The organism is Mycobacterium sp. E3339 (genome assembly GCF_001666915.1).
Taxonomy (GTDB): domain Bacteria; phylum Actinomycetota; class Actinomycetes; order Mycobacteriales; family Mycobacteriaceae; genus Mycobacterium.
On record NZ_LZIZ01000235.1, the window covers coordinates 1 to 26,127 of the forward strand.

The 26,127-nt window shown below is 68.6% G+C and carries 13 protein-coding genes and 2 pseudogenes; 11 read left to right on the top strand and 4 right to left on the bottom strand.

What is annotated here, in order from left to right; genetic code table 11:
• Positions 1–140, top strand: a pseudogene (locus A5702_RS22205) (TetR/AcrR family transcriptional regulator); the annotation flags it as partial.
• Between the two features lie 70 nt (positions 141–210).
• Here A5702_RS22205 and A5702_RS22210 read toward each other — a convergent pair.
• Together A5702_RS22210 and A5702_RS22215 are read right to left on the bottom strand one after the other, a co-directional pair.
• Positions 211–1,293 (bottom strand): dihydrodipicolinate reductase, encoded by a 1,083-nt coding sequence (locus A5702_RS22210; protein ID WP_068223793.1) that lies wholly within the window; start codon positions 1,291–1,293, stop codon positions 211–213.
• 59 nt (positions 1,294–1,352) lie between these two features.
• Positions 1,353–2,141: an SDR family NAD(P)-dependent oxidoreductase gene (locus tag A5702_RS22215; protein WP_067815810.1), complete on the bottom strand. Its 789-nt coding sequence runs from the start codon at positions 2,139–2,141 to the stop codon at positions 1,353–1,355.
• A 211-nt stretch (positions 2,142–2,352) separates the two neighbouring features.
• Between A5702_RS22215 and A5702_RS22220 the strand changes: the two genes are divergently transcribed.
• From A5702_RS22220 to A5702_RS22260, 10 genes and pseudogenes are all read left to right on the top strand, one after another.
• On the top strand, positions 2,353–2,952 hold the full coding sequence (locus tag A5702_RS22220; protein WP_068223796.1) for a TetR/AcrR family transcriptional regulator: 600 nt from the start codon (positions 2,353–2,355) through the stop codon (positions 2,950–2,952).
• Between the two features lie 537 nt (positions 2,953–3,489).
• Positions 3,490–4,227 (top strand): hypothetical protein, encoded by a 738-nt coding sequence (locus tag A5702_RS22225; protein WP_369817962.1) that lies wholly within the window; start codon positions 3,490–3,492, stop codon positions 4,225–4,227.
• Positions 4,228–4,415: 188 nt separating this feature from the next.
• Positions 4,416–5,935 (top strand): annotated as a pseudogene (locus tag A5702_RS22230) (nitric oxide reductase activation protein NorD).
• A complete protein-coding gene (locus A5702_RS22235; protein ID WP_055399468.1) occupies positions 5,932–6,738 on the top strand; it encodes a CbbQ/NirQ/NorQ/GpvN family protein in 807 nt (268 codons plus the stop codon). The pseudogene A5702_RS22230 and the gene A5702_RS22235 overlap by 4 nt, the downstream one beginning before the upstream one ends.
• Positions 6,739–6,754: 16 nt before the next feature.
• Positions 6,755–6,883, top strand: coding sequence for a hypothetical protein (locus tag A5702_RS27165; protein WP_255353594.1), 129 nt, complete (start codon positions 6,755–6,757; stop codon positions 6,881–6,883).
• 89 nt (positions 6,884–6,972) lie between these two features.
• Positions 6,973–7,578, top strand: a complete 606-nt coding sequence (locus A5702_RS22240; RefSeq protein ID WP_231633728.1) for a hypothetical protein — start codon at positions 6,973–6,975, stop codon at positions 7,576–7,578.
• Between the two features lie 17 nt (positions 7,579–7,595).
• Positions 7,596–8,018 (top strand): hypothetical protein, encoded by a 423-nt coding sequence (locus A5702_RS22245; protein WP_055399465.1) that lies wholly within the window; start codon positions 7,596–7,598, stop codon positions 8,016–8,018.
• Positions 8,015–9,067 carry a dihydrodipicolinate reductase gene (locus A5702_RS22250; RefSeq protein WP_068223804.1) on the top strand — a complete coding sequence of 351 codons (1,053 nt, stop codon included), beginning with the start codon at positions 8,015–8,017 and terminating at the stop codon, positions 9,065–9,067. Before A5702_RS22245 ends, A5702_RS22250 begins: the two co-directional genes overlap by 4 nt.
• Positions 9,068–9,082: 15 nt before the next feature.
• On the top strand, positions 9,083–10,363 hold the full coding sequence (locus A5702_RS22255; protein WP_068223807.1) for a cytochrome P450: 1,281 nt from the start codon (positions 9,083–9,085) through the stop codon (positions 10,361–10,363).
• Positions 10,356–10,775, top strand: a complete 420-nt coding sequence (locus A5702_RS22260; RefSeq protein ID WP_068223810.1) for a hypothetical protein — start codon at positions 10,356–10,358, stop codon at positions 10,773–10,775. The genes A5702_RS22255 and A5702_RS22260 overlap by 8 nt, the downstream gene beginning before the upstream one ends.
• Before the next feature lie 9 nt (positions 10,776–10,784).
• On the opposite strand, the gene A5702_RS22265 is transcribed toward A5702_RS22260, so the two are convergent.
• Positions 10,785–13,376, bottom strand: coding sequence for a sugar epimerase family protein (locus A5702_RS22265; RefSeq protein WP_068223813.1), 2,592 nt, complete (start codon positions 13,374–13,376; stop codon positions 10,785–10,787).
• Positions 13,377–13,401: 25 nt separating this feature from the next.
• Positions 13,402–25,920 (bottom strand): type I polyketide synthase, encoded by a 12,519-nt coding sequence (locus A5702_RS22270; RefSeq protein ID WP_068223817.1) that lies wholly within the window; start codon positions 25,918–25,920, stop codon positions 13,402–13,404.
• Positions 25,921–26,127 lie beyond the last annotated feature (207 nt).

A 26,127-nucleotide genomic window follows, 5' to 3' on the forward strand; every position in this document is an offset into this window, starting at 1 on the left:
CCACAATGGATCCGGGCAGTGACGGCTGGCGGCGGTATGTCGCGCTGATGGTTGACGCAATAGCGGTGAACGAGCGGCTACCGTTGCCGCCGGCGGCGGCGCTGCGTTACGAGGTCGACTCGAATAGCTGGCCCCTGTAAGGGGTTTAGTTGATCGTCGGTGATCAGAAAGCGTTTACCGGCAACGCGTCCAGGGCTCGAGGCCACCCGGCTACCGCTCGTTCCACATCAGGCCGCGCATCGTCGCCGACAGCGGGATGTCCTCCACCGCGATCAGTCCTCGGGGCGCGCGGCACACCCAGTCGATCGCGTTGACGGCACGGCCCGCCGTCGAGATGCAGCCGGCGTCAGTGGAATCCAGCACCGGATGCGTGACGTGTGTGTTGATCTCGACTCTGGGTTCGCCCTCCACGACGACGCGGTGCACGCCGGTGTGCCCATCAGGCGGGAACTCCCAGTCGGGCGCCGCAGTCTGGGTAAGTCTGGTCACGTGCTCGAGGGTGATCACCGGCTTGTCATCGATCACGCCCTCGGTGGCAAAGCGCACCGCGGCCATCTGCCCCGGCTCCACCGTCATCATCGTGCATTCGATTCGTTCCGGCGTGTACCACGGTTCGACGCGCTGGCGCACGTCGTCCAGCTTGATGTCGAGATTGTCCGCCAGGCTGCGGACCTGACCGCCCCACATCGACACGATCACCCCCGGGAGGAACATCATCGGCGAGTCGTCGTCCGGCGTCGTCCCGAATCCCATTGCGGCGCCGGTGAACTCGGCGTCGTCATAGTTTCCGTAGTCGAAGATCTCCTGCACGGTGATCGACTCGACCCGTGTCGCCAGGCTGACCGCCGAATGGACCAGGGTGTCGCCGGAGAAGCCGGGGTCGATGCCGTTGATGTAGAGCGAGGTGTTGCCGGCCGCGCAGGCACGCTCCAACGGCTCGCGCAGCCAGTCGTCGGCATGGCGGGGCGTGACCAGCCAGACCATTGAGGTGCCGACGACGTTGGTGCCGGCCGCAAGGAATTTGGCCATCTGTTCGATAGCCTCCATCGGCCGAGTTTCGCCTTGAGACGTGTACACCACGCAGTCGGCGCCGAGAGCCACGAGGGCGTCGACGTCGTCGGTGGCGATGATCCCGGTCGGTTCGTCCAGTCCGCACAGCCGCGCCGCGTCCTGGCCAACCTTCTCGGGGCTCGCGGCGTGCACGCCGACGAGTTCGAGGTCCGGCCGGCCGATGATGGCCCGCAACGAGTGCCGGCCCACATTCCCGGTGGAGAATTGAATGACTCTGCGCACGGTACTTCGTCCTTCCAGCGGTGCCGACGCCCCATCATGACGCGTTCGCGCAACGCAGGTCAGTAATCGGGTATCGGCAAAGGTGAATTGTTCGAGTCGATGCCGCCGTCCACGTGGAAGGTCGCGTTCGTCGCGTAACAATCGCGTGTGCACAGATACACCGCCAAGCGACCGAGATCCTCGACGTCGCCCAGCCGGTGCAGGGGCGTGGCCTCTTGCATCTTCTCCAGCGACCCGGGCATCAGGTCCAGGCTGCCCTTCAGCCCGTCGGTGGCGAATGAACCCAGGGCGATGGCATTGACGCGAATCTTCGGCGCGAGTTCCTGTGCCATCGCGCGGGTTAGCGCCTCGAGGCCACCCTTCGCGACGCAATAGGCGGTCAGCGCACGGATCCCGAAGCGCGCAGAGCCCGACGAGATGTTGATGATGGAACCGTGTCCGGCACTGAGCATGTGCGGGGCGACGAGCTGGCTCATGATGAAGGCCGACGTCACGCACCAGTCGAAGGTGTGCCGGAAGTCTTCGTCGGTGATATCCAGGAACCGCGCGTACGTCGACCCACCGACGTTGTTGACCAGAATGTCGATGCGGCCGAAGCGCTCCATCGCCGTGTTGACGACCCGTTCTCCATCCGGCCGGCTCATCGCGTCGGCAACCAGAGCCAGTCCCTTGCCGCCGGCGGCCTCGATCCCCGCAACCGTGCCGACGATGTCCGCCTCGGTGCGCGCGGTACCGACCACGGTGACCCCGGCCTCCGCCAATACCCGGGCGATGCCCGCCCCGACGCCCTTTCCGGCGCCCGTGACGATCGCGACCTGTCCGTCCAGCCGGAACTGCTCCAATGCCATGCCGGACCCCTTCGATCCTGGGTGTGCTGTGCGTCGTTCAATCTATGAATGATACTGACTAAAGTCAATGAAAATCCGCTGCTGCGGTCGCGGGTGACGGAGGTGGCCCAACAACGACCAAGTTGTGCAAGCCTTTTTGGCCCGGACGCGGCATAATGGGCTGACTAGCCTCGAAACTCCTGTATGAGTCAGGTCAACCGTGAGGAACGAAATGGCTGTCACCGATCGGCTGTCGGCACGCGAGGCGAAGCGTCTGCAGACCAGGGAGCGCCTGATGGGCGCCGCGATCGCGGAGTTCGCCAGGGCTGGGATGGCCGAGGCCGACGTCAGCACGATCGTGGCCGCCGCGGGGGTTGCCCACGGAACCTTCTTCTTTCACTTCCCCACCAAGGAGCATGTGCTCCTCGAGCTGGAACGCCGCGAAGAGGACCGGATCGCCAAGCAGTTCGCGCAATTCCTGAAGTCCAAGCATGATCTCGCTTCGGCGCTGAACGAGGCGGTCCGCTTGGTCGTTGGCTTGGAGCGCCGGCTGGGCGATCGGCTGTTCAATGACTTTCTCGCGCTGCATTTCTCCCAGACGCGACCGCAAACCGAGGATGGCCGGGATCACCCGTTGATCGTCTTGGTCGCCCAGGAGATCGCGCAGGCTCAGGAGCGCGGCGAAACAGATCCGCTCGTCGATCCGATGAACAGCGCGGTGTTCTTCCTGCTGGGGCTCTATGCCCTGTTGATCACCACCAACCACTGGCCGACCGGGCACGCGCTGCTCGAGGACTATGTCGCCCGGTCATTGCGCAGCCTAAAGCCCTGACCGGCAGGGCCTTTCGCCACTACCGCACCACACCGAGCAGCGGCACCAAGCCGAGCTCCTTGTGGGTAAAAGCCCGGGGCGGCCTCGCATACCGCGGGAACGGTGTTCGCCGGACCCATCGCTGTCCAGGTGTAGCCGGGCTTGGGGTAATTGCCGCTCGGATCCCCGGGCGCCTGCAGGATCAGTTCGGTGGGCTCATCACCCTCGATCACGATGCGGTAGTGGTAGTGTCCGCCCCAATCCGGTTGCGGCTCAATGGCATCGCCGAGCGCTCGCTGAGCGTAGGCGCCGCGCGAACGGCGTGTCAACGACCCGAAATCTGACTCTCGTCAGTAGCTTCAGGCCTGTAGCTGGCCTCGGCCGTCCGGCGCCGTCGGTGCGGTTCGGCGCCAGACCGCCATATTTCAGTCGACGTTCGCGCCCGGGGCGCCACCTCCGCCGAGACAGAGGCAGCTGCGCAACGGGCGCTATTGCTGACTGTAGTCAGCCTGTTATAGTGCACGAGCCGACCAACGATGACGGGGAGGATTCGTGAATCTGCCCAAGCTGCACCAGCGCGATCCGGGCGTTGGCACGGCGCCCCGCCCAACCGGCCCGGCACCGCCGGGGCTGGCACTCGATGAACACCTGGAGCGCTCACAACGCGCGCAGCGTCAGGCCGACAAGTGGTTGATCTCCGGCAGCCTGCTGATCGGCACCGCGGCCCTGGGCGTCTTCGGGTTGCCGCTGTTCCTCTGGGGGGTCCGGTTGTTGCGCCGGGCCCACCGGGATGGCCTCTCGGTGCGACCGATGCTGGTCACATTGCTCGGCTACCTGGTCATCATCGACGCCGCCATCAACACCGTCGGTTGGGCGCTCGACCTGGTGGCGAACCATACCCTGCTGGCCCGCGTGTTGCTCAACGGCTGGGGCAACATGTTCGACGCCGGATATTTCTGGCACTACAACGAACTGTGGGTGGGCGGCGCGGCCGGTCCGGGCGAAAAGGCCTGGGAAGTCGGGCTCATCCTGACCGTGTTCACGATGCGCATCGCCGCGGCAATCGGCTTCCTGCAGATGAAGCGCTGGGGGCATCAGTGGATGGTGGTCACCTGCTGGATGGGCGTGGTGATCTGGATCGGCTACGTGTTCAACATGACCATGTTCGCCGACGTGCGCTTCGCCGGCGTCGTGCTGCCGGTCGTGGGCTGGTGGCTCTACGACATCTTCTACATCACCCCGTTCCTCGCCATCCCGTACCTGCACACCGTCAACCGAGAACTGTTCTCCGACTGACATGCGCTGGCTGAATTCGATTACGTCACAAAGGAGGTCGGATCGTGGCTTATCTGTGGGAGATCCTGCGCTATGTCGCCGCGTGGGGCGGCACCGGGCTGATCATCTGGTTCTGGTATTGGCTGTTCTCCAACATCGGCACGTTCTAACCGGTGGACCGGACCGCCGAACCGAACGAAAGCTGGCCCATGGCTGACGATTCACCCGCGATGGCGCTGGAGCGGAGCTGCTCGGTGGCGGCGGTCGCGCTCAGCGAGCGACGTCGCGAGGGCGCCCGCCTCGTCACCGGGGACGGCGAAGCTTCGGTTTGAACGCGGCGCTCACGTTCGTTCATCTCCCCTATCCCGCCCCCGACTGGACCCGCCGGGACCTGACATGCGGTGTCGCCCTGCAATGTTCGCCGTCGAAGGAACGCATCCTGGAATATCGCCTGAACGAATTATCCGCCCGGGAATTGCGCGCGCTCACTCTGGTCGAGGCCGCAGTCGCGCTCGGCTGGACCGCCGAGAGGTGGCCGGGCCTGCTACCCGACCTCCAACGGCTGCTCCCCGAACTGCATCCCGCACCCGGCGATACGCCCGCCGAACAGATGCTGGAGCGCGCGATTGCGTTGGCGGCCAAACAGGGAGCCTTGACGATTCATCCGCTGCTGGGCCATCTGCCGCTCGCCCACACGGTGCCGCGGGGGCTAGCCGACCGGTTACGGCACAGCTTCGGCCGGATGCCATGGACCACAACGCAAAAGCGCCTTCCGCGACCGTACTCGGTTCCCGTCGGCGGCGACGGGGGCGTCCGCAACCCGAACCTGCCGCCACCGAGCCGCCCGCAGGACAACGATTTCGACATCACCCCCGAACACCGGCCCGGGATCCCCTACCCCGAATGGAACATGTGGACCCGGCGCTTCATGCGCGATCACGTGGCGGTGCTCGAGCGTGCGGACGTCCGGCGCGCTGCCCGCCCGGTGCCCATCGCCGTTGACGTACGCAAGTGGTTCGAAGAGCACACGCATCGCGCGATGACAAACCGCCGCGAAGACGGCTCCGATCTCGATGTCGACCAATACGTCAACCATTACATCGACCTGACCACCGGCGAGGCCAAGGAGCCGAAGATCTTTCGTGAGTTGCTGCCCAGCGGCCGCGACGTCACCACGGCCGTGCTGCTCGACGGCAGTTCGTCGCTGGGGGTGCACGGCGGGCGCGTCTTCGAACTGGAATTGGCCTGCGCCGACGCGCTTTCCCGCGCCATGACGCTCGCGCACGAGCGGCACGGTGTGTTCGTCTTCACCGGCAATACCCGCCACCGGGTCGAAGTCCAGTGCCTGAAGGACTTCGAGGACCGCCGATTGGTGGTGCCGAGCGGGCTCGGGCTGTCCACCCGCGGATACACCAGGCTCGGCGCGCCGCTGCGCCACTTGACCAACCGGCTCCTCGCACAGGCCTCCGAGCGGCGCCTGCTGATCGTCATCGGCGACGGGCTGATTTCCGATGAGGGCTACGAGGGCCGCTACGCATGGGCGGATGCCGCGCACGCCGTCGAGGAGGCCAACGACGCCGGGGTGTCGGTGTATTACGTCGGCGTCGGACCAACCCGGGTCGATCCGCTGCCGGAGGTGTTCGGGCCCAGGCGTTCTCAGCGGATCAGGCGCATCGAGGAGCTGCCGCGGGTGTTGGCTCACGTTCATCGTGAACTGGTTGCCGCATGAGCGCCGTCGATGGTTATTTCGCGAACGGCAACGAGGTCGAGTTGTTCGAACAGGCCTTCCGCCAGCGCATGCCCGTGATGCTCACCGGACCGACCGGTTGCGGCAAGACGCGGTTCGTCGAGCACATGGGGCTGCTGTTGCAACGACCGGTCGTCACCATCAGTTGCCACGACGACCTGACCAGTTCCGACCTGGTCGGCCGCTTCATGGTGACCGGCGGTGACGTGGTGTGGACCGACGGCCCGCTGACCCGGGCGGTCAAGGCCGGCGCGATCTGCTACCTGGACGAAGTCGTCGAGGCCCGCCACGACTCGCTGGCCATCCTGCACTCGCTCACCGATCACCGGCGATCGCTGTTCCTCGACCGGGCCGGCGAAGTGGTGACGGCGCCCGGGGAGTTCATGCTGGTGTGTTCGTACAACCCCGCATATCGCAGCTCGCTCAAGGAGCTCAAACCGTCGTTCCGCCAACGGTTCGTCACGCTCGCGATGACATACCTGCCGCCCGAGCGCGAGGCCGAAGTGATTGTCGCCGAAGCCGGCGTTCCGCCGGCCACGGCTCGGCGCCTGGTCGACTGCGCGGTCGCGATCCGCACCGCCGACGAAGCATTTCACTTCGAGCCGCCGTCGACCAGGGTGTTGGTCACGGCGGGACACCTGATCACCGCCGGCGCAACCGAACTGGATGCGGCCGAAGCGTGCATACTCGCGCCGCTGAGCACCGACGGCGCGGTCACCGACGGTCTACGCGAAGTCGCGGCGGCCAGCCTGGCCACCACCGACGCCCCGGGTGCACGGCCCTAGGAAAGGAGCTGACGGCATGGACCGACAGGAGGAGAAGCGCAAGAGGGCGCTGATCGTCTTCCAGATCTTCATCTACGGCTACCTGCTGGTGATGTTCGGCATTCAGCTGTACATGTCGTTCGCCCGTGGGTGGTGGGACTTGTGAAACCTGTTGTCGAGCAACCAGTTAGCTCGGTCGGCCTGGACGATCACCACGATGAGTCCCACCGGGCGCAGCGCCGCGCCGACAAGTGGATGATCGTCGGCGCCGCGTTGATGGGCATGTGGGCCCCCGGTCTGATCGGATTTCCCATCTTCATGCGCGGGGTGTGGCTGCAGCGGCAAGCGCTGCGCGCGGGCCTGTCCGTCCGGCCCATGATCGTGACCCTGATCGGTTATCTGGTCCTGATCGACGGCATGCTCAACAGCCTCGGCTGGGCCCTGGACCTGGTCGCCAACCACACGCTGATCAATCGGGTTCTGATGGTCGGGTGGGGCAACATGTTTGATGCCGGCTACTTCTGGCATTACAACGAACTCTGGGTCGGCGGTGCGGCGGGACCCGGCGAGAAGGCCTATGTGGCCGGGTTGATCCTCACGGTGTTCTCCATGCGGGTGGCCGCTGCAATCGGGTTCCTGCAGATGAAGCGGTGGGGCCATCAGTGGATGGTGGTCACCTGCTGGATGGGCGTGGTGATCTGGTGCGCCTACGTGTTCAACATGACCATGTTCGCCGACGTGCGTTACGCCGGCGTCGTATTCCCCGTCGTCGGCTGGTGGCTCTACGACATCTTCTACATCACCCCCTTCCTCGCCATCCCGTATCTGCACACCGTCAACCGAGAAATCTTCACCGACTAGCTCAAGGAGCGCCTGCCATGACCGCCACATCCGAAGAACAGCAACCGGCTACGGATCTCGAGCCGGGGACCACGCCGTACTACGCGCGCATGCACAAATGGATCAAGCGCGCCGTCTTGGTGTGCCTGGTGGCACTGGTCATCGAAGGCGCTTTCACGTTGCCGTTCATGGCGGTCTATTACGGTTACCCCACGCTCAGCCTCACCCAGATCTGCAGCGAGCTGCTCAAGATTCGCTACTCGAACGACACCCTGGAATGCAAGTATCCGTACCCGCCGTTCGGGCCGCCGGAGGGCGCCGAGGGGAAGGCCACCGCGCAGGACGTCTGGGGCATCCAGCCGATACCGAAGTATCACCGGCTCGGGTTCCGCGAACTCGTCAAGATCCACAACGACCGGATCGCCCGCCAGGAGGCCCAACGGCATTCGGCGCACCCGTGACATACCGGGTGGTGCAATGGACGACGGGCAACGTCGGCAAGAGTTCGGTCCGGGCGATCGCCGCCAACCCCGCGCTGGAACTCGTCGGATGTTACGCCTGGTCGCCCGAAAAGGCCGGCCGCGATGTGGGCGAGCTGTGCGGGATCGAACCGCTCAACGTGAAGGCCACCAACGACATCGAGGCGCTGCTCGCGCTGAAACCCGACTGCGTGGTCTACAACCCGATGTTCGCCGACGTCGAGGAATTGGTCCGCATCCTCGCTGCGGGCATCAACGTCGTGGGCACGGCCGGGTTCGTCACCGGCCACTTCCTCGGCGCGGGCCGCGATCGCATCGCCGAGGCCTGCCGGCGGGGCGGATCGACCATCTTCGGCAGCGGCATCAACCCGGGATTCGTCCAACTGTTCGCGATCGTGTCGGCGGGGCTCTCGGATCGAGTCGACAAGGTTTCCATGCTGGAATCCGTTGACACGACGGTCTACAACTCTCCGGCCACCGAAATACCCATGGGCTTCGGGTATCCCGTCGACCAGCCCGATCTTCCGGGCATCACGGCGAAGGGGTCGGGTGTCTTCCGGGACGGCGTGCTGCTGGTCGCCGAAGCTCTGGGCGCCGAACTCGACGACGTGCGCTGCGAAGTCGAATACGCCCGGACCACCGAAGACCTGCATCTTCCCGGCGACTGGACGATCGCAAAGGGGTGCGTCGCCGGCGTGGACGTCCGGTGGAAGGGGATCGTCGGCGACCGCGAGGTCATCGAGATCCGTGGGCGCTGGCGCAAGGGCCAAACATTGGATCCCGATTGGCCGCTGGGTATGGGCTACACCATCGAGGTCCACGGGCGACCCACCATCAAGACAACGCTGAGTTTCCTTCCACCGCCGGACTTTCAGGGCGATACGTTGGACGACTACATCATGCTGGGTCTCACCATCACCGCCATGCCGGCGATCACCGCGATACCCGCCGTCGTCGCCGCCCCGCCCGGCATCGCCACCTACAACGACCTACCGCTGCTCCTGCCGCGCGGAGTGCTGGCACGCAACTGAGAGGACGTGAATGAAATGACCGCGACAACCGGTGCGCCCAGCGTCTTCGAGGCCGGGCTCCCAACGCTCGAATACGACCTCACCGAATCGCCGCACGAGGTCTACCCTCGCATCCGGGCCGCGCAGCGGCAAGGCCCGATCGCCATCGGCCCGATCGGACCCGAAGTCCTGTCCTACGAGTTGGCCCGCAGCATCATGCGCGACACCCGGTTCGTGATTCCCCCCGGGTTGCATCTGACGGCGCAAGGCGTGACCTCAGGTCCGCTCTGGGACAGGGTCGTCGGCAGCATCATCTGCGCCGAGGGCGCCGAACATCATCGCCTGCGAAGCCTGGTGTCGAGGGCCTTCACACCGCGGGCCACCGCGCGGTTGCACAACACCATCGGCGAAGTCGTCAACGAACTCATCGATGGCGTCGCCGGCGCCGGCCGCTGTGACGTTGTCACCGACATCGCCCGGCAGTACCCGATCCCCATCATCTGCGCACTGCTGGGCGCTCCCCGCGGCAGCTGGGAACAGTTCTCCCACTGGGCCGAAACCATCTTCAAGATGGTGAACTTCTCGGTGAACCTCGTCGACGAAATGCCCGTGGTCCTGCAAGGCTGGGCCGAGCTCGACGCCTATGTCGATGCCATGGTGGCCGAGCGACGACACCGCCTGACGGACGACCTACTCTCCGATCTCATCCGCGCCGAGGACCCGACTCGTCGAGGCGACCGGCTCACTGCGGACGAACTTCGGATGACCGTGGCCGGACTGTTGCTGGCCGGAACGGACACCACCCGCAACCAGCTGGCCGCCTCGATGCAGGTACTCCTCGATCACCCCGAGCAGTGGGCGATGTTGAGCGCGCACCCCGAACTCGCCGCGCCCGCGGTCGAGGAGAGCATGCGCCACTCCCCCGCGGTGTGCAACACGATCCGCACGGTGCACGAGGACGTGGAATTGGGCGGCTACACGTTTCCCGCCGGCACCCACATTCTGGTGAATTCATTTGCCGCCAATCGTGATCCGGCCATCTATCCCGATCCGGACCGCTTCGACATCACCCGCACGGAGGCACCGGCCGTGCTCACGTTCGGCGGCGGCGTCCACTATTGCCTGGGCGCCAACCTGGCGAGGCTGGAGCTGGCCGAAGGTTTGCGGATTTTGGCGCAGCGGCTGCCGGACGCCCACCGCGTCGGACCGGCCCCGTGGAAGCCGATGCTCGGCATGAGCGGTCCGACAAGCCTTCTCGTGGAGTTCTCCCGGCCGATCACCATCTCGCGAGCACAGCTGGAGGTCACCGATGAATGACTCGTCGCCGCGCCTGCATCACGTCGTCTTCGCCGTCGCGCGCGAGCGACATGACGCCGTGGGTCAGCTGTTCACGGAGCTGGGCTTCAGCTTCGACGAGATCAGCCTGGACGAACTGGGGCTCCGGGTGCTCCTGGATTGGAACCGGGGAATCGAGCTGATCAGCCCGCACCCCGCCTCCACCGCCGGGGTGGCCGCCTCGGTGGCCGAGTTCCTGGCGAGCCATGGCGACGGCGTCTACACGGTGGTGCTGCAGGTCGAAGGGGCGTCGCAAGCCGACGGAGTCGCCAAGCGTTATGGCTCCATCACCCGCTTTCGGCAAGGCTTCGAGGGCGAGGGCAATTACCTGGAGGAAATCGACCTTTCGGTGTGCGGCCTGCCGCTGACCTTCCTGTCGACCAACCTGCCCTGAGGCGCCGGCTCAGCCGGTTAGCGGTTGATCCACTTCCAGCACCCGGATCTCGCCCGACGCGCCGTCGACCTCGACGAGTGCGCCGGGCGGCAGCGACTTGGTGGCTCCCTGCACGTCCACCACGCAAGGGAACCCGAATTCGCGGGCCACCACAGCGGCATGCGACATCGGGCCGCCGAGTTCGGTCACCACCGCCGCGGCGTAGCAGAACGCCGCGGTGTATCCGACGTCGGTGACCTCGGCGACCAGTATCTCGCCCGGTTCCAGGTCGTCGATGGTCTCGGGCCGCACGATCCGCACCCGGCCGCGAACCTTGCCGCCGCACACCCCGACCCCGCGCAGGGTGTCGCCGCTGGCGAGAACCGCCGTGGCGGTTGTGGTCGGTTGCCAGCTGCCGCTGAACACCGTCGGCGGGACCACGCCGGCCAGCCGGCGTTGCTCGGCACGGCGCCGGGCCACCAACGCGCCGACATCCGCCGGCAGCGCATCGAGTTCGTCGACGAGGAGATAGAACACGTCATCGGCGCTTTCGACCATTTGGGCCTGAACCAACCGGCGCCCGTACTCGCGCATCAGGTTGCGCAGCACCCAGTTGGCCCGCACCACTTTGTCGCGACGGACTTCGCGGTCGCGGAGCTGGCGCGCCGCCAGCTGCGCAATGGGCCTGGCGTGCAACGGGATTCGGGCGTGCTGCGGCTGAGGCGTTTCAGGCGCGCTCATCGCCCTGGTCACCATCCGGACGAGCAACTCTGGATCGTCGGCGTAGCTGATGGACAGCATCTCAAGTTCGGCCGGGCCGCGATGCCCGATCAGCGCCAGCTCGGCCAGCACGGCGGCGTGAAACTCCGGGGCCTCCACCGCAAGCTTGCCCAGCCGCTCCCCCGGTTCGGCAAGCAGCGCCGTCACTTTCGGGTCGCGCTGCGCCGCGAAAACCAATCGCTGCATGGCCTCGACCGATCGGGCACTGACCAATTCCGGCCCCGCCGGCGCGGCGGTGTCACGCCCGCACAGACCGCGCAGCAGGACGTTGAAAGCGGCACACAGCATGAACGACGCCGAGGCCAGCACCCAGCCGTGGACCACATCGTCGCGCGCCAGCGAGATCAGGCTGAGCAGCCGGCGATCGTCCAACCGGGTGACGTCGTCGGCCAGGCGCTCCAGGCGATCGACATCGGCCACGAATTCGTGGGTGTCCCTGGATGAGCCGGCGGACAACCCGATGAGGTTGACGCCGAAGACCCCGATGTTCCGAACGGTCCGCAGTTGTCGTCGGATGCGGCTGGTTTCGGAGCGTGGACGTTCGTCCCCGAAGATCGGCAACGACGCCATGCTGGGGCCGAAGAATCCGCTGTTGCTGACGATCGTCGCGGGTTTGGCAAAGGGCACGGTTTCGGCCATGAAGTGCGCGGAGGTGATTGCGCCGTAGAGTCGATTGGCGAACACCGCGACCGTGCGTATCGCGATCTCGCGCTGGATGATGCCGCCGGGGCGCAGCCGCTCGGCTATGGCCACGCCGCCGGCGCGCAGACCGCGCACGGTCACCGAGGCCGACGCCGGCGAGAACGGGCCGGGCAGTGCCTCCGACAAATTGGTCGCCAGAAACGTCGGAAAGCGCGGGTCGATCGGGGTGTCGAACTCCCCGTTATCCCCCGGTGGGCCGGCCCATTCGGGCTTCACGCCGTCTTCGCTCCGCGCGTCGACAGCGGGCAGGTCCGCGATGAAGGTCATGCGCCACGGCAGCGATATCACCCGCCTGCCCAGCGTGATCCGACCGCGTACCGCGAGCGCGAAATCCTCGACGCACTCGGCGGAGTTCCAAGCAGGGCGAAAGTCCCACTGCTCGCGCAACCGCGCGGTATCCATGAACGGGGCGCCGCGCACCAGCTTCAGCCCGGCCGATTCAACGCCGAACGGCACGATCGGGCGTCCGAGTGCCGCGGCGATGCGCCGGAAGGTCAGTTCACCGGGAGCTGCGAGATTGACCGCGCCGCTGCCGATTTCGCCGGCCACGATTGCCCGGCAGAATAACCGAAGCGCGTCGTCGAGGTGGACGACCTGCATGAGTCGGTCGACCGCCCCATCGGGGAAGGCCGGCAGCGCCAGCAGCCGGCGCACCCAGTTGTCGACGCCCCGGCCGAGAATCAGCGCGGAACGGACCGTGACCCATTCCAGACCCGATTCCTCGAGCATCCGTTCGGCCCGCGCCTTGTCTTCGCCGTCGGCGCCGACCGGCGCTTTCGGGTCGTGCTCGGTCTTCGGCGCGTCGCCGCCGCCATAAACGCGCGGCGACGACGCGAAAACGATTCTCCGGGCCCCGGTCTCGGCCGCCGCCGCCAGGACGTTGCGGGTGCCGTCGACGTTGACTTGCCGCCCGGCCCGATCGTCGTGCGCCCAAGCGAAGTGGGCGACGACCTCCGCACCGGCCAGCGCGCGGTTGACCGCCGCGGCGTCCCGGACGTCGGCGGCGACGAATCCGGCTGCGCTCGGCCAGCTTTCGGGCCGATGGCGGGCGATTCCGATGACGTCGTGGCCCTCGCTGAGCAGGCGGGATGTGAGGCCCCGGCCGAGCACGCCGCCGGCCCCGGTGACGGCGACCCTCACTGGCTACCCTTGCCCAGGCTCATGGCTATTCGTCGTCGTCCATCAGCGCCGCGTTGAGGAGATCCTCAAGGTCCATGTCCGCGATGTCCTTCTCCGAGGTCGCGGCGTCGGCCGGTGCCTGTCCGTCGACACGACCGCCGTCGGCTTCGTTCGCCAACGCGAGCAACAGCTCCAGCACCCCGGCCTGTCGCAGGCGCTTGACCGGAATGGACCCCACGGCGCGCTGAATCTCCGCCTCCCCCGGCGCGGCGGCCGGACCCCGTTGCTCGGCTGTGCCGACGAGTTCGGAGTGCATGTAACCGGCCAGCGCGGCGGAGTTCGGGTAGTCGAAGATCAGCGTGGGCGACAGCGCCAGGCCGGTGGCGGATTTGAGGCGGTTGCGCATCTCGACCGCGGTGAGCGAATCGAAGCCCAGCTCCTGGAACGCGCGGTCCGGGTCGATGGACTCGGGGCTGGAGCTGCCGAGCACGGTGGCGATGTTGGCCCGCACCAGGTCCAGCAGCACCGCCTGCTGCTCGTCCTCGGGCAGTCCTTCGAGGCGTTGCAGCAGAGCCGATTTCGATTTCGCCGCGGCGAGCGAATCGTCGACCTGGCGCCGGGTCGGCGCGTTGATCAGATCGACGAACATCGGCGGCAACGTCCCGTTGTCGAACTTGACCCGCAGGGCGGCGAGGTCGATGTGGGCGGGCAACAGGAACGGCTCGTCGACGATGAGCGCGGTGTCCATGAGTTCCAGCGCCTCGTCGGAGGACATCGCGACAATGCCGTCGCGGCCGAAGCGGGCGCGATCGGCCGCCCCGAGCGCACCGGTCATGGCGCTGGCCTGATCCCACAGGCCCCAGGCCAGCGACATCGCCGGCAGGCCATGCATCCGCCGGTGCACGGCCAGCCCGTCCAGGAACGAGTTTGCCGCCGCGTAGTTGGCCTGGCCCGACGCTCCCGCCAGCCCCGCCATCGACGAGAACATCACGAACGCAGAGATATCCAGGTCGCGGGTCAGCTCGTGCAGGTTCCACGCCGCGTCGACCTTGGCCCGCAACACCGCCTCCACCCGTTCGGGGGTGAGCGAGGAAATCACCGCGTCGTCGAGCACACCGGCCGCGTGGATCACCCCCGAAAGCGGCCGGTGCACCGGGATATCGGCGATCACCTTCGCCAGCGCCTCGCCGTCGGCGGCATCGCAGGCCACCACGTGCACCTCGGCACCGGCGGCCGTCAGCTCGGTCGTCAACTCCGCGGCGCCCGGCGCGTCCAGGCCGCGCCGGCTCACCAACACCAAGTTGCGCGCGTCGTGGTGGCTCACCACGTGGCGGGCCAACGCCGAACCCGCCATTCCCGTGGCCCCGGTGATCAACACCGTGCCGGCCCCCAGGGCACCACCTGGCGCAGTAGGCACAGTCATCACGACCTTGCCCACGTGGCGGGCCTGGCTCAGATACCGCAGCGCCGCCGCCGCCCGTCGTACGTCAAACCTGGTCACGGGCAACGGCCGCAGCACGTCATCGGCGAACAACGCGGTCAGCTCGTCGAGGATCTCGGCGATGCGGTCCGGGCCGGCCTCGAACAGATCGAAGGCGCGGTAGCGCACCCCCGGGTGCGCCTCGGCGACCGCCTCGGGTGCGCGCATGTCGGTCTTGCCCATCTCCAGGAACACGCCGCCCGGGGCGACGAGGCGCAGGGAGGCATCGACGAAGTCGCCGGACAGGGAGTCCAGCACGAGGTCCACGCCACGCCCGCCGGTGACGGCGCGGAACTTGTCCTCGAATTCCAGGCTGCGGGAGTCCGAAATGTGGTCGTCGTCAAAGCCCATGGCCCGCAGGGTGTCCCACTTGCCGCGGCTGGCGGTGGCGAAGACCTCCAGGCCGAGGTGGCGGGCCAACTGCACCGCGGCCATCCCCACGCCGCCGGCGGCGGCGTGCACCAGCACCCGCTGGCCGCGCTTGGCCGCGGCCAGATCAACCAGGGCATAGAAGGCGGTGGCGAAAACCACCGTGGTCGTCGCGGCGGCCATGTGCGACCAGCCGACCGGCATCTTGGCCAGCAGCCGGTGGTCGGTCCTGGCGATCGTGCCCGTGCCATCGGGGAACAGTCCCATGACGCGGTCACCGACCGCGAAACGTCCGTCCTCCGAGGCGGTTTCGATGACGACGCCGGAGGCCTCGATGCCCATGACGGCGTCGGGGTCGGGATACAACCCGAGCGCGATCATCACGTCGCGGAAGTTCGCGGCCAGGGCCGAGACCGCGACCCGGACCTGTCCCGGCGCCAGCGGGGCGTCGGCGTCGGGAATGCGCTCCAGCCGCAGATTCTCGAACGTGCCGGGGCTGCTCATGCCGAGCCGCCACGGCTCGTCACCCGGCGGCACCAGCAGGCCGCCGACGGCGCGACTGCCATGCACCCGGGCGGTGTATACCGCCCCGCCGCGCAGCAATACCTGCGGCTCGCCGACCGACAGAGCCGCGGCGACCGACTCCTCGTCCAGGGCGCCGTCGGTGTCCACCAGCACGATCCGGCCGGGGTGTTCGGTCTGCGCCGAGCGCACCAGTCCCCACACCGTCGCGCCCGCCAGGTCGGTGACGTCCTCCCCCGGCAACGCCATCGCGCCGCGGGTCGCCACCACCAAGGTGCCCGCCCCGTCGCGGGCCAGCCAGGACTGCAGCACCGGCAGCACCGCGCGCGTGGCCGCGTAGACGTCGGCGACGACGTCGGTCGCCACCGGCACCGACTCGAACACGACCGCCGACGGTTGTCCTTCGAAGTTGTCCGATTCCGTTGCGCCCCAGCGCGAGACCGAGACCGGCTGCACCGACGTCGACCGTTGCGCCGACCAGATGACCTCGAAAAGGCGGTCGGGGCCCGAGCTGGACACCGCCGCCAGCAGCTGCTGATCGGTCACGGGCCGGGCCACCATCGACGCCACCGACAGCACGGGCAGGCCCAGGCCGTCGGCGAGTTCGATCGACACGGCCGACTCACTCACCGGCACGATCCGCGCCCGCACCGCCGTCGCGCCCGCGGCGTGCAGGGAGACCTGCTGCCAGGAGAACGGCACCAGCATCGAACCTTCGGGGAGCTCGTCGCCGCCCGACGCCAAGATCACCGCGTGCAGCGCGGCATCGAGCATCGCCGGGTGGACGCCGAATCCGGCGGCGGACACCCCCGCGTCGGCGGGCAGGGTCACTTCCGCGAACACCTCGTCGCCGCGGCGCCACATGGAGGTGAGGCCACGGAACGCGGGCCCGTACCCATACCCGCGCTCGGCCAGCAGCTGATAGCCGTCGCCGATGTCCACCGGGGTGGCACCCAACGGCGGCCACGCCGACAGGTCGGCGCTCGGCTGCACCGACCCGGGCCGCAGCACACCCTCGGCGTGCAACGACCAACCCGCACCCGCATCGCCACGCGAGAACACCGACACCGCGCGGGCACCCGAGTCGTCGGCGCCGCCGACCACGACCTGGACCGCAACCGAGCCCGAGTCCGGAAGCACCAGCGGCGCAGCCAGATTCAGTTCGTCGACAATTCCGCAGCCCACCTCGTCACCGGCGCGGATGGCCAGCTCGACGAATCCCGCGCCGGGGAACAGCACCACGCCGCCGACGGCGTGGTCGGCCAACCAGCCCTGTGCGCCGGGCGACAACCGGCCGGTCAGCACCACTCCACCGGATGCCGGCAGCTCGACCACCGCGCCGAGCAGCGCGTGCTCGCCGGGCGCCAGGCCCAGCCCCGCGGCGTCAACCGTCGCGCCGTCACCGGAGAGCCAGAACCTGCGGCGCTCGAAGGCATAGGTGGGCAGCTCCACGAAATGGGCGTCGCCGACCACGGCGCGCCAATCTACGTCCATCCCGGCTACGAACCCCTGCGCGACCGCGTTGGTCAGCGTCACCGGTTCCGGGCGGTCCTTGCGCAGCGCCGACATGGTGATCACCGGCGCGTCCGGAAGCGTCTCCTCGATCGAAGCCGTCAGTCCACCGCCGGGGCCGACCTCGAAGAAGCGGTTGCCACCGGCCGCGTGCACGTAGCGGACGCTGTCGGCGAACCGCACCGCTTCGCGAATGTGCCGCTTCCAGTAGGCGGGCGAGGCGAAATCGTCGGCCGCCAGCTGCCCGGTCACGTTCGACACGATCGGTATCGTCGGTTTGCCGACGGCGAGCCCGGCGGCGACCGTGCCGAACTCGTCGATCATCGGTTCCATCAACGGCGAGTGGAACGCGTGCGACACCGCCAACCGATGGACGCGGCGGCCGTCGGCGCGGAGTTGGTCCGCGATCGCGCTCACTGCGTCCTCGGCGCCCGAAATGACCACGGACGCAGGCCCGTTGACCGCGGCGATGCCGACCTCTGGCACGAGCAGCGGGCGCACTTCCTCCTCGGTGGCCTGCACGGCGACCATCGCCCCGCCCTCGGGCAGGGCTTGCATGAAGCGGCCCCGGGCGGCGACCAACACCGCCGCATTCTGTAGCGACAGGACGCCGGCGACGTGCGCGGCGGCCAGCTCCCCGATCGAGTGGCCGAGCACGAAGTCGGGGCGAATGCCCCAGGATTCGAGCAGCCGGAACAGGGCGACTTCCACCGCGAACAACGCCGGCTGCGCGAATTCGGTGGTGTTCAGGACGTTTTCGTCGGCTCCCCACATGACGTCGCGCAGGGGCCGCAACAGATGCCGGTCCAGCTCCGCCACGACGCTGTCGAACGCCTCGGCGAACATTGGGTACGCGTCGTGCAAACCCCTTCCCATACCGAGCATTTGGGCGCCCTGGCCGGGGAAGACGAAGACGGTCTTGCCGCCGGGCGTCGCCGTCCCCTGAACGACCGAAACGACTTGACCGGTCGCCACCTCGTCCAGGCCCGCCATCAGCTGCCCGCGGTCGCCACCGACGACCACGGCCCGATGTTCGAAGTGGGAGCGGCCCGCCAGCGACCATGCCACATCGGCGATGTCGAGCTCGCCGTGCCCGCGCAGGTGCGCGGCGAGCCGATCGGCTTGAGAGCTCAACGCGGGCAGCGACTTTGCCGCGATCGCCCACGGCAACACCGGCGGCCGCTCACGGTCGGCGGCGGGTGCGTCCTGGACGGGTGCGGCCTCGATGATGACGTGGGCATTGGTGCCGCTGATTCCGAACGACGACACGCCGGCGCGGCGCGGGCGAATAGCCGGCCAGGCCCGGTGTTCGGTCAGCAGCGATACCGATCCCGCCGACCAGTCGACGTGCGGGCTGGGCTCGTCGACGTGCAGGGTGGCCGGCAGTAGGTCGTGGCGCATCGCCAGCACCATCTTGATGACACCGGCCACGCCTGCGGCGGCCTGGGTGTGACCCATGTTCGACTTGATTGATCCCAACAGCAGCGGCTCGGCGCGGTCCTGCCCGTAGGTGGCCAGCAACGCCTGGGCCTCGATGGGATCACCCAACGTGGTGCCCGTGCCGTGGCCCTCGACCGCGTCGACCTCGGCCGCGGACAACCCCGCGTTGGCCAGCGCCGCACGGACCACACGTTGCTGGGACGGGCCGTTGGGGGCGGTCAGGCCGTTGGATGCGCCGTCGGAGTTGATCGCCGAACCGCGCACCACCGCCAGCACCGGGTGGCCCAGTCGCTGCGCGTCCGACAGGCGTTCCAGGACAAGCATTCCGCCGCCCTCGGAGAACCCGGTGCCATCGGCGGCCCCCGCGTACGCCTTGCACCGGCCATCGGCGGACAACCCCCGCATGCGGCTGAACTCCACGAAGATGTCGGGTGTGGCGTTGACGGTGACGCCACCCGCAAGCGCCAGGTCGCACTCGCCCGAGCGCAGCGACTGCGCCGCCATGTGCAGCGCCACCAACGACGACGAGCACGCCGTGTCGACCGACACCGCGGGGCCCTCCAGCCCCAGCACGTATGACACCCGTCCCGACGCCACGCTCGACGACTGCCCGGTCAGGCGGAAGCCCTCGGCGGCCGGGGCGGCCCCCATGCCGTAGCCCTGGGTGTACACGCCGGCGAACATGCCGGTGGCGCTGCCCCGCAACGCGGCGGGGTCAATTCCGGCCCGCTCCAACGCTTCCCAGGACAGCTCCAGGAACATCCGCTGCTGCGGGTCCATCGCCAGCGCCTCGCTCGGCGCGATGCCGAAGAACGCCGGGTCGAAGTCCGCGACGCCGTCCACAAAGCCGCCGGTGCGGGTGTAGCAGGTGCCCGGGACGTCGGGATCCGGGCTGTAGATGCCGGCCAGGTCCCAGCCACGGTCGGTGGGGAACTCCGAGAGCACGTCGCGGCGATCGACAAGCATCTGCCACAGGTCGTCGGGGGAATTCACCCCGCCCGGATAGTGGCAGGACATGCCGACGATCACGATCGGGTCGTCGCCGACCTGGCGGGCGACCGGGGCGGGCGCAATCTCCCGCGGCGCCCCGGCGAGTTCGCCGCGGATGTAGCCCGCCAGGCCGTTGGGCGTCGGGTAGTCGAAGATGAGGGTGGGTGAAAGCGCAAGCCCGGTGGCGGTTTTCAGCCGGTTGCGCATTTCGACCGCGGTCAGCGAGTCGAAGCCCAGGTCCTGGAACGCCTTGTCCGGGTCGATCGCCTCCGGCGTGGTGTTGCCCAAGACGGTGGCAATGTGCGAGCGCACCAGGTCCAGCAGCACGGCCTGCTGTTCGGCCTCGGGCAGCCCGTGCAGACGGTGGGCCAGAGCCGATTTCGACTTGGCGGCCGCGAGCGAGTCGTCGACCTGGCGCCGCGCCGGCGCGTTGACCAGGTCGGCGAACATGGGTGGCACCGCGGCCGCGTGCGCGCGCAGCGCGTTCAGGTCGATGCGGGCGGGGGCCAGGAACGGCTCGTCGAGGATCACCGCGGTGTCGAACAAATCCATCGCCTCGTCCGACGACAACGCCAGGATACCGTCGCGGCCCAGCCGCGCGAGGTCGGCGGCGTCCAGCCCACCGGTCATCGCGCTGGCCTGATCCCACAGCCCCCATCCCAGCGAGATGGCCGGCAGCCCGTGGGCCCGCCGGTGCGCGGCGAGTCCGTCGAGGAAGGAGTTGGCCGCCGCATAGTTGGCTTGCCCCGACGACCCGACGAGGCCGGCCATCGACGAGAACATGACGAACACCGACAGGTCGAGACCGCGGGTGAGCTCGTGCAGGTTCCAGGCGGCATTCACCTTGGCGCGCAACACCGCATCCACGCGTTCCGGAGTCAACGAGGTGACGACCGCGTCGTCGAGGACGCCGGCGGCATGGATGACCCCGGTCAGCGGGTGGCTCGCCGGTATCTCGGCGAGCACGGCGGCCAGCGCCTCGCGGTCGGCGGCGTCGCACGCGACCACCCGCGCACGGGCGCCGGCGCGCTCCAACTCGGCGACCAACTCGGCCGACCCGGCCGCGGCGGAGCCGCTGCGGCTCAGCAACACCAGGTTCTGCACCCCGTGTTCGGTCACCAGGTGCCGGGCGAGCGTCGAACCCGCCATTCCGGTCCCGCCGGTGATCAGCACGGTGCCCGCGGTCCACGGGACGGGAAGCGTCATGACGACCTTGCCGATGTGGCGGGCCTGGCTCAGGTATCGCAACGCCGCCCGAGCGCGCCGAATGTCGAAGGTGGTCACCGGCAGTGGCCGCAGCACGCCGGCGTCGAAAAGACCGGCCAGCTCGATCATCCACTGGTGCATCCGCGGCCGGCCGGGCTCGAAGAGGTCGAAGGCGCGGTAGCGCACGCCCGGATACTCCTGCGCGATCACACCGGGATCGCGGATGTCGGTCTTGCCCATCTCCAGGAACATGCCGCCGGGGGCCACCAGCCGCAGCGAGGCATCCACGAAATCGCCTGCCAGCGAATCCAGCACCACGTCCATGCCGCGGCCACCGGTCACCGCGCGGAATTTGTCCTCGAATTCCAGGCTGCGGGAATCCGAGATGTGGTCGTCGTCGAAACCCATGGCTCGCAACGTGTCCCACTTGCCCCGGCTGGCCGTCGCGAAGATCTCGAGGCCGAGGTGCCGGCCCAACTGAACGGCGGCCATGCCCACACCGCCGGCGGCGGCGTGCACCAGCACCCGCTGCCCCGGCTTGACCTGGGCCAGGTGCACGAAGGCCATGTACGCGGTGGTGAAGACGGCCGAGATGGCGGCGGCTTCGGCGTACGACCAATCAGCCGGCATCGGCTGCAGCAGGCGCACATCGCCGGCGACCAGCGTGCCGCTGCCGTCGGGGAAGAACCCGTACACCGAGTCGCCGACCGCGAAATCGGTGACGCCCGGGCCGACTTCGGTGACCACGCCGGCGCCCTCACCGCCGAGCAGCGCGTCGTGGGTGAACATGCCCAGGGTGATCATGATGTCGCGGAAGTTGGCGGCGATGGCGCGCAGCGCGACGCGGACCTGGCCCGGCTCCAACGGCGCGGCGGCGTTGGGAACCGGCTCCAGCCTTAGGTTTTCGAAGGTGCCGGCGCTGCTGATGCCCAGTCGCCAGGGTCCCTCGGCCGGGGGCACCAGAAGGTCGTCGGCTGCGCGGCTGGGCCGCACGCGTGGGGTGTAAAGCTGGCCGCCGCGCAACAGTACCTGCGGCTCGCCGGCCGCGAGCACCGACGCCGCCACCTGATCATCCAGCGGCACATCGCAATCCACCAGGACGATGCGGCCCGGGTGTTCCGTTTGCGCCGAGCGCACCAGGCCCCATACGGCCGAGCCGGCCAGGTCGCTGACGTCCTCGCCCGCCAATCCCACCGCGCCGCGGGTCGCAACGATCAACACCCCGGAGTCGCGCTCGGCCAACCAGGCTTGCACCGCGCTGAGCGCCTCGTGGGTGCGCTGGTAGCTCGCGGTGACGGGATCCTGTTCGGTGACAACGGATTCCACGATCCCGTAGGAGGGCGCCGGGTCGCTGGCGGCCGGGGCGGCCGAAGGCGACCAGGCGACCTCGAAGAGTCGCTCGGGACCCGAGCTCGACACCGCCGCGCGCAGCTGGCGCTCGCTGACCGGACGGGCAACCATTGCGCCGACCGTCAACACCGGCAAGCCCAGCCCGTCGGCGAGCTCGATCGAGATCGCGGTGGTGCCCCCGCCGCCCTGCCGGGCGGTGGGCGCGATCCGCGCGCGGACCGCGGTCGCGCCCGCGGCATGCAGCGAGACATCCTGCCACGAGAACGGCAACATCACATCGACGGGCCGGCCCGCCGCCTGCTGGGCCATGATGACGGCGTGCATTGCCGCGTCGAGCAATGCCGGATGGACGCCGAACCCGCTGACGCCTCCCGCCGCGTCCGGCAGCCGCACTTCGGCGAACACTTCGTCGCCGCGGATCCACGTCGCCGTCAGCCCCCGAAACGCCGGGCCGTAACCGTATCCGTGCGCCGCCAACTGGTCGTAGCTGTCGGCCAGGTCCACCGCGACCGCACCCTCGGGCGGCCACACCGACAGGTCGGCGGCGGCCTCGATCGACCGGGAGCTCAGCATGCCTTCGGCGTGGCATACCCATCCCGAACCGGCGTCGGCGCGGGAAAACACCGACACGGCGCGCCGGCCCGATTCGTCGCCGGCGCCGACAACCACCTGTACGGCAACCGAACTCGAGGCGGACAGCATCAGGGGCGCCTGCAGCGTCAACTCGTCCACCACCGGACAACCGACTTCGTCGCCGGCCCGGATCGCCAGCTCGACGAAGCCCGCGCCCGGGAACACCGCGGCACCAGAGACGGCGTGATCGGCCAGCCAGCCCTGCAGGCTCGGCGACAGCCGACCCGTCAGCAGCACCCCGTCCGAGGCCGGCAGCTCCACGACCGCGCTGAGCAAGGCGTGCTCGCTGGTCCCCAGCCCCAGGCCCGCGGCGTCCGCCCCGATGCCCTCGCCGGACAGCCAAAACCTGCGCCGGTCAAAGGCGTACGTCGGCAGCTCCACGAAGCTCGCGCCGGTCAACACGCCGCGCCAACTCACGCTGACGCCCGCGGCGAACGCGACGGCGGCCGACGTCAGGAACCGCCCGAGTCCGCCGTCGTCGCGGCCCAGGGTAGGAACCACGATGGCCTCGGAGTCACCGGCGGCGTTTTTCAGGCAGTCGTTGGCGGTGTCTTCGACACCGGCGATCAGCGCGGGATGCGGGCTGGACTCGATGAAGGTGCGGTAGCCGTGCTCGCATGCGGCGCGCACCGCCTGGTCGAACTGCACGGTCTGCCGGATGTTGCGATACCAGTAGGCGGCGTCCAAACCGGCCGTGTCCAAACGATTTCCGGTCACTGTGGAGAAGAAGGCGATGCGCGAGGAACGCGGCTCGATACCGGCCAGGGCCTCGGCCAGCTCGGCACGGATGGCCTCGACCTCGACCGAGTGCGACGCGTAGTCCACGTCGATCCGTCGGGTGCGCAGCTCCAGGTCGGCGCAGAACCCGACGAGCTCGTCGAGGGCCGCCACGTCACCCGATACCACCACCGCGGAGCGGCCGTTGACGGCGGCGATGCTGACGCGGTTGCCGTAGGGCGCCAACAGTTCCCGCGCGCGATCGGTGCTGCACGCGATCGACAGCATGCCCCCGGAGTGGGCCAGCGATCGCAGCAGTTGGCTGCGCAGCGTGACCACCCGGGCCGCATCGCGCAGCGACAGGGCGCCGGCGACATACGCCGCGGCGATCTCACCCTGCGAATGGCCGATCACCGCGTCCGGGCTGACCCCGACCGACTTCCACAGTTCCGCCAGCGAGACCATCACGGCGAACAGCACCGGCTGCACCACGTCCACGCGGTCCATACCCGGGGCCCCGGGTGCGCCGCGCAGGACGTCGATGAGCGACCAGTCGACGAATTCCGAGAACGCTTCGGCGCACGCATCGATCTGCTGGGCGAATATCGGTGCGGCGTCCAGCAATTCGACGCCCATGCCCAGCCACTGCGAACCCTGGCCGGGGAACACGAAGACGTTCTTGCCCGCCGGCACCGCGGAGCCCTGGATCACCGAACCGGTGAGGTCCGCCATCTCGGAGCCGGCCAATTCGTCCAGCCCGGCCAGCAATCGGTCCCGGTCGCCACCGACGACGACGGCCCGATGCTCGAAGGTCGCGCGGCCGGCCAGCGTCCAAGCCACGTCGGCGACCTCGAGCTCCTCGTGGCCGCGAACGTGTCCAGCCAGCCGGGCGGCCTGAGACCTCAACGCCGACAACGACTTCGCCGACACCACCCACGGCACCACCGCCGGCTTCGGGCGGTCCTCCGGCGGCTCGGGCGCCGGCGCCGCCTCGACGATCACGTGCGCGTTGGTGCCGCTGATGCCGAACGACGACACGCCGGCCCTACGCGGCCGTTCGGCCGCCCAGGGTTGCGCCTCGGTCAGCAGTGACACCGACCCCGCCGACCAATCCACGTGCGGGCTGGGCGCGTCGACATGCAATGTGGCAGGCAATATCTCGTGGCGCATGGCTTGGACCATCTTGATCACCCCGGCCACGCCGGCGGCGGCCTGGGTGTGACCCATGTTCGACTTGATCGAACCCAGCCACAGCGGCTCGGGGCGATCCTGGCCGTAGGTCGCCAACAGCGCCTGGGCCTCGATGGGGTCACCCAGCGTGGTGCCCGTGCCGTGGCCCTCGACGACGTCGACGTCGGCCGGCGACAAGCCGGCGTTGGCCAGCGCCGCGCGCACCACCCGCTGCTGCGACGGACCGTTGGGCGCGGTCAACCCGTTCGACGCACCGTCCTGGTTGACCGCCGAGCCGCGCACCACCGCCAGCACCGGATGGCCCAGCCGCCGCGCATCCGACAGCCGCTCGACGACCAGCATCGCGCCGCCCTCCGACCAACCGACGCCGTCGGCCGCTCCGGCGTAGGCCTTGCAGCGGCCGTCCGGGGCCAGCCCGCGGTGGCGACTGAACTCGACGAACACGGTCGGGGTGGCGTTGACGGTCGCGCCCCCGGCAAGCGCCAGATCGCACTCGCCCGAGCGCAGCGACTGCACCGCCATGTGCAACGCCACCAGCGACGACGAGCAAGCGGTGTCCACCGAGACCGCCGGGCCCTCCAGCCCCAGCACGTACGACACCCGGCCCGAAGCGACGCTGGAGGTCATGCCGGTCAGGCGGTAGCCCTCGATCTCCTCGGCGAGCATGCCGTAGCCCTGGACGATGAGGCCGGCGAACACGCCGGTGGCGCTGCCCCGGAGGCCACTCGGATCGATCCCGGCCCGCTCCAGGGCCTCCCAGGACAGCTCCAGCAGCATCCGGTGCTGCGGATCCATGGCGAGCGCCTCGCTCGGCGCGATGCCGAAGAACGCCGGATCGAAGTCGGCGACACCGTCCACGAAACCGCCGGTCTGCGCGTACGTCTTGTGGCGGGCGTCGGGGTCCGGGTCGAACAGGCTCGCCAGGTCCCAGCCGCGATCGGTGGGGAATTCGGTGATGACGTCGCGGCCGTCGGCGACCATCTGCCACAGGTCTTCTGGGGTCTCGACTCCGCCGGGGAACCGGCAGGACATGCCGACGATCGCGATCGGCTCGCTCGACCGCTCCAGCAGCGCACGGTTGGTGCGTTTCAGGCGCTCGACCTGGACCAGCGCTTTGCGCAGCGCTTCGGTCGCATGCTGGAGTTGATCCACCATCACTACCTCTCGCCTAACTTGGCCGTCAGCTGCCCCGATGCGACTCTCGCCGAGTCACGGAAATTGCTGCACGATGCGAAGTCGTGCTGCTCTCCGGCCCAAGAATGTCGCTGGTGAGTATGGCCAACTCCGACGGGATTTCAAAACGTCCGATGCTCCCGGCTGCTACAGGAGGACCGGCTTTGGCGCGCGCGACGCGCCGCTGCG

Excerpts from the sequence above, each read along its gene's own strand:
- A5702_RS22215 (WP_067815810.1), bottom strand. The coding sequence starts at position 2,141 with ATGGCATTGGAGCAGTTCCGGCTGGACGGACAGGTCGCGATCGTCACG.
- A5702_RS22220 (WP_068223796.1), top strand. The coding sequence starts at position 2,353 with ATGGCTGTCACCGATCGGCTGTCGGCACGCGAGGCGAAGCGTCTGCAG.
- A5702_RS22235 (WP_055399468.1), top strand. The coding sequence starts at position 5,932 with ATGAGCGCCGTCGATGGTTATTTCGCGAACGGCAACGAGGTCGAGTTG.
- A5702_RS27165 (WP_255353594.1), top strand. The coding sequence starts at position 6,755 with ATGGACCGACAGGAGGAGAAGCGCAAGAGGGCGCTGATCGTCTTCCAG.
- A5702_RS22240 (WP_231633728.1), top strand. The coding sequence starts at position 6,973 with ATGATCGTCGGCGCCGCGTTGATGGGCATGTGGGCCCCCGGTCTGATC.
- A5702_RS22245 (WP_055399465.1), top strand. The coding sequence starts at position 7,596 with ATGACCGCCACATCCGAAGAACAGCAACCGGCTACGGATCTCGAGCCG.
- A5702_RS22255 (WP_068223807.1), top strand. The coding sequence starts at position 9,083 with ATGACCGCGACAACCGGTGCGCCCAGCGTCTTCGAGGCCGGGCTCCCA.
- A5702_RS22260 (WP_068223810.1), top strand. The coding sequence starts at position 10,356 with ATGAATGACTCGTCGCCGCGCCTGCATCACGTCGTCTTCGCCGTCGCG.
- A5702_RS22270 (WP_068223817.1), bottom strand. The coding sequence starts at position 25,920 with ATGGTGGATCAACTCCAGCATGCGACCGAAGCGCTGCGCAAAGCGCTG.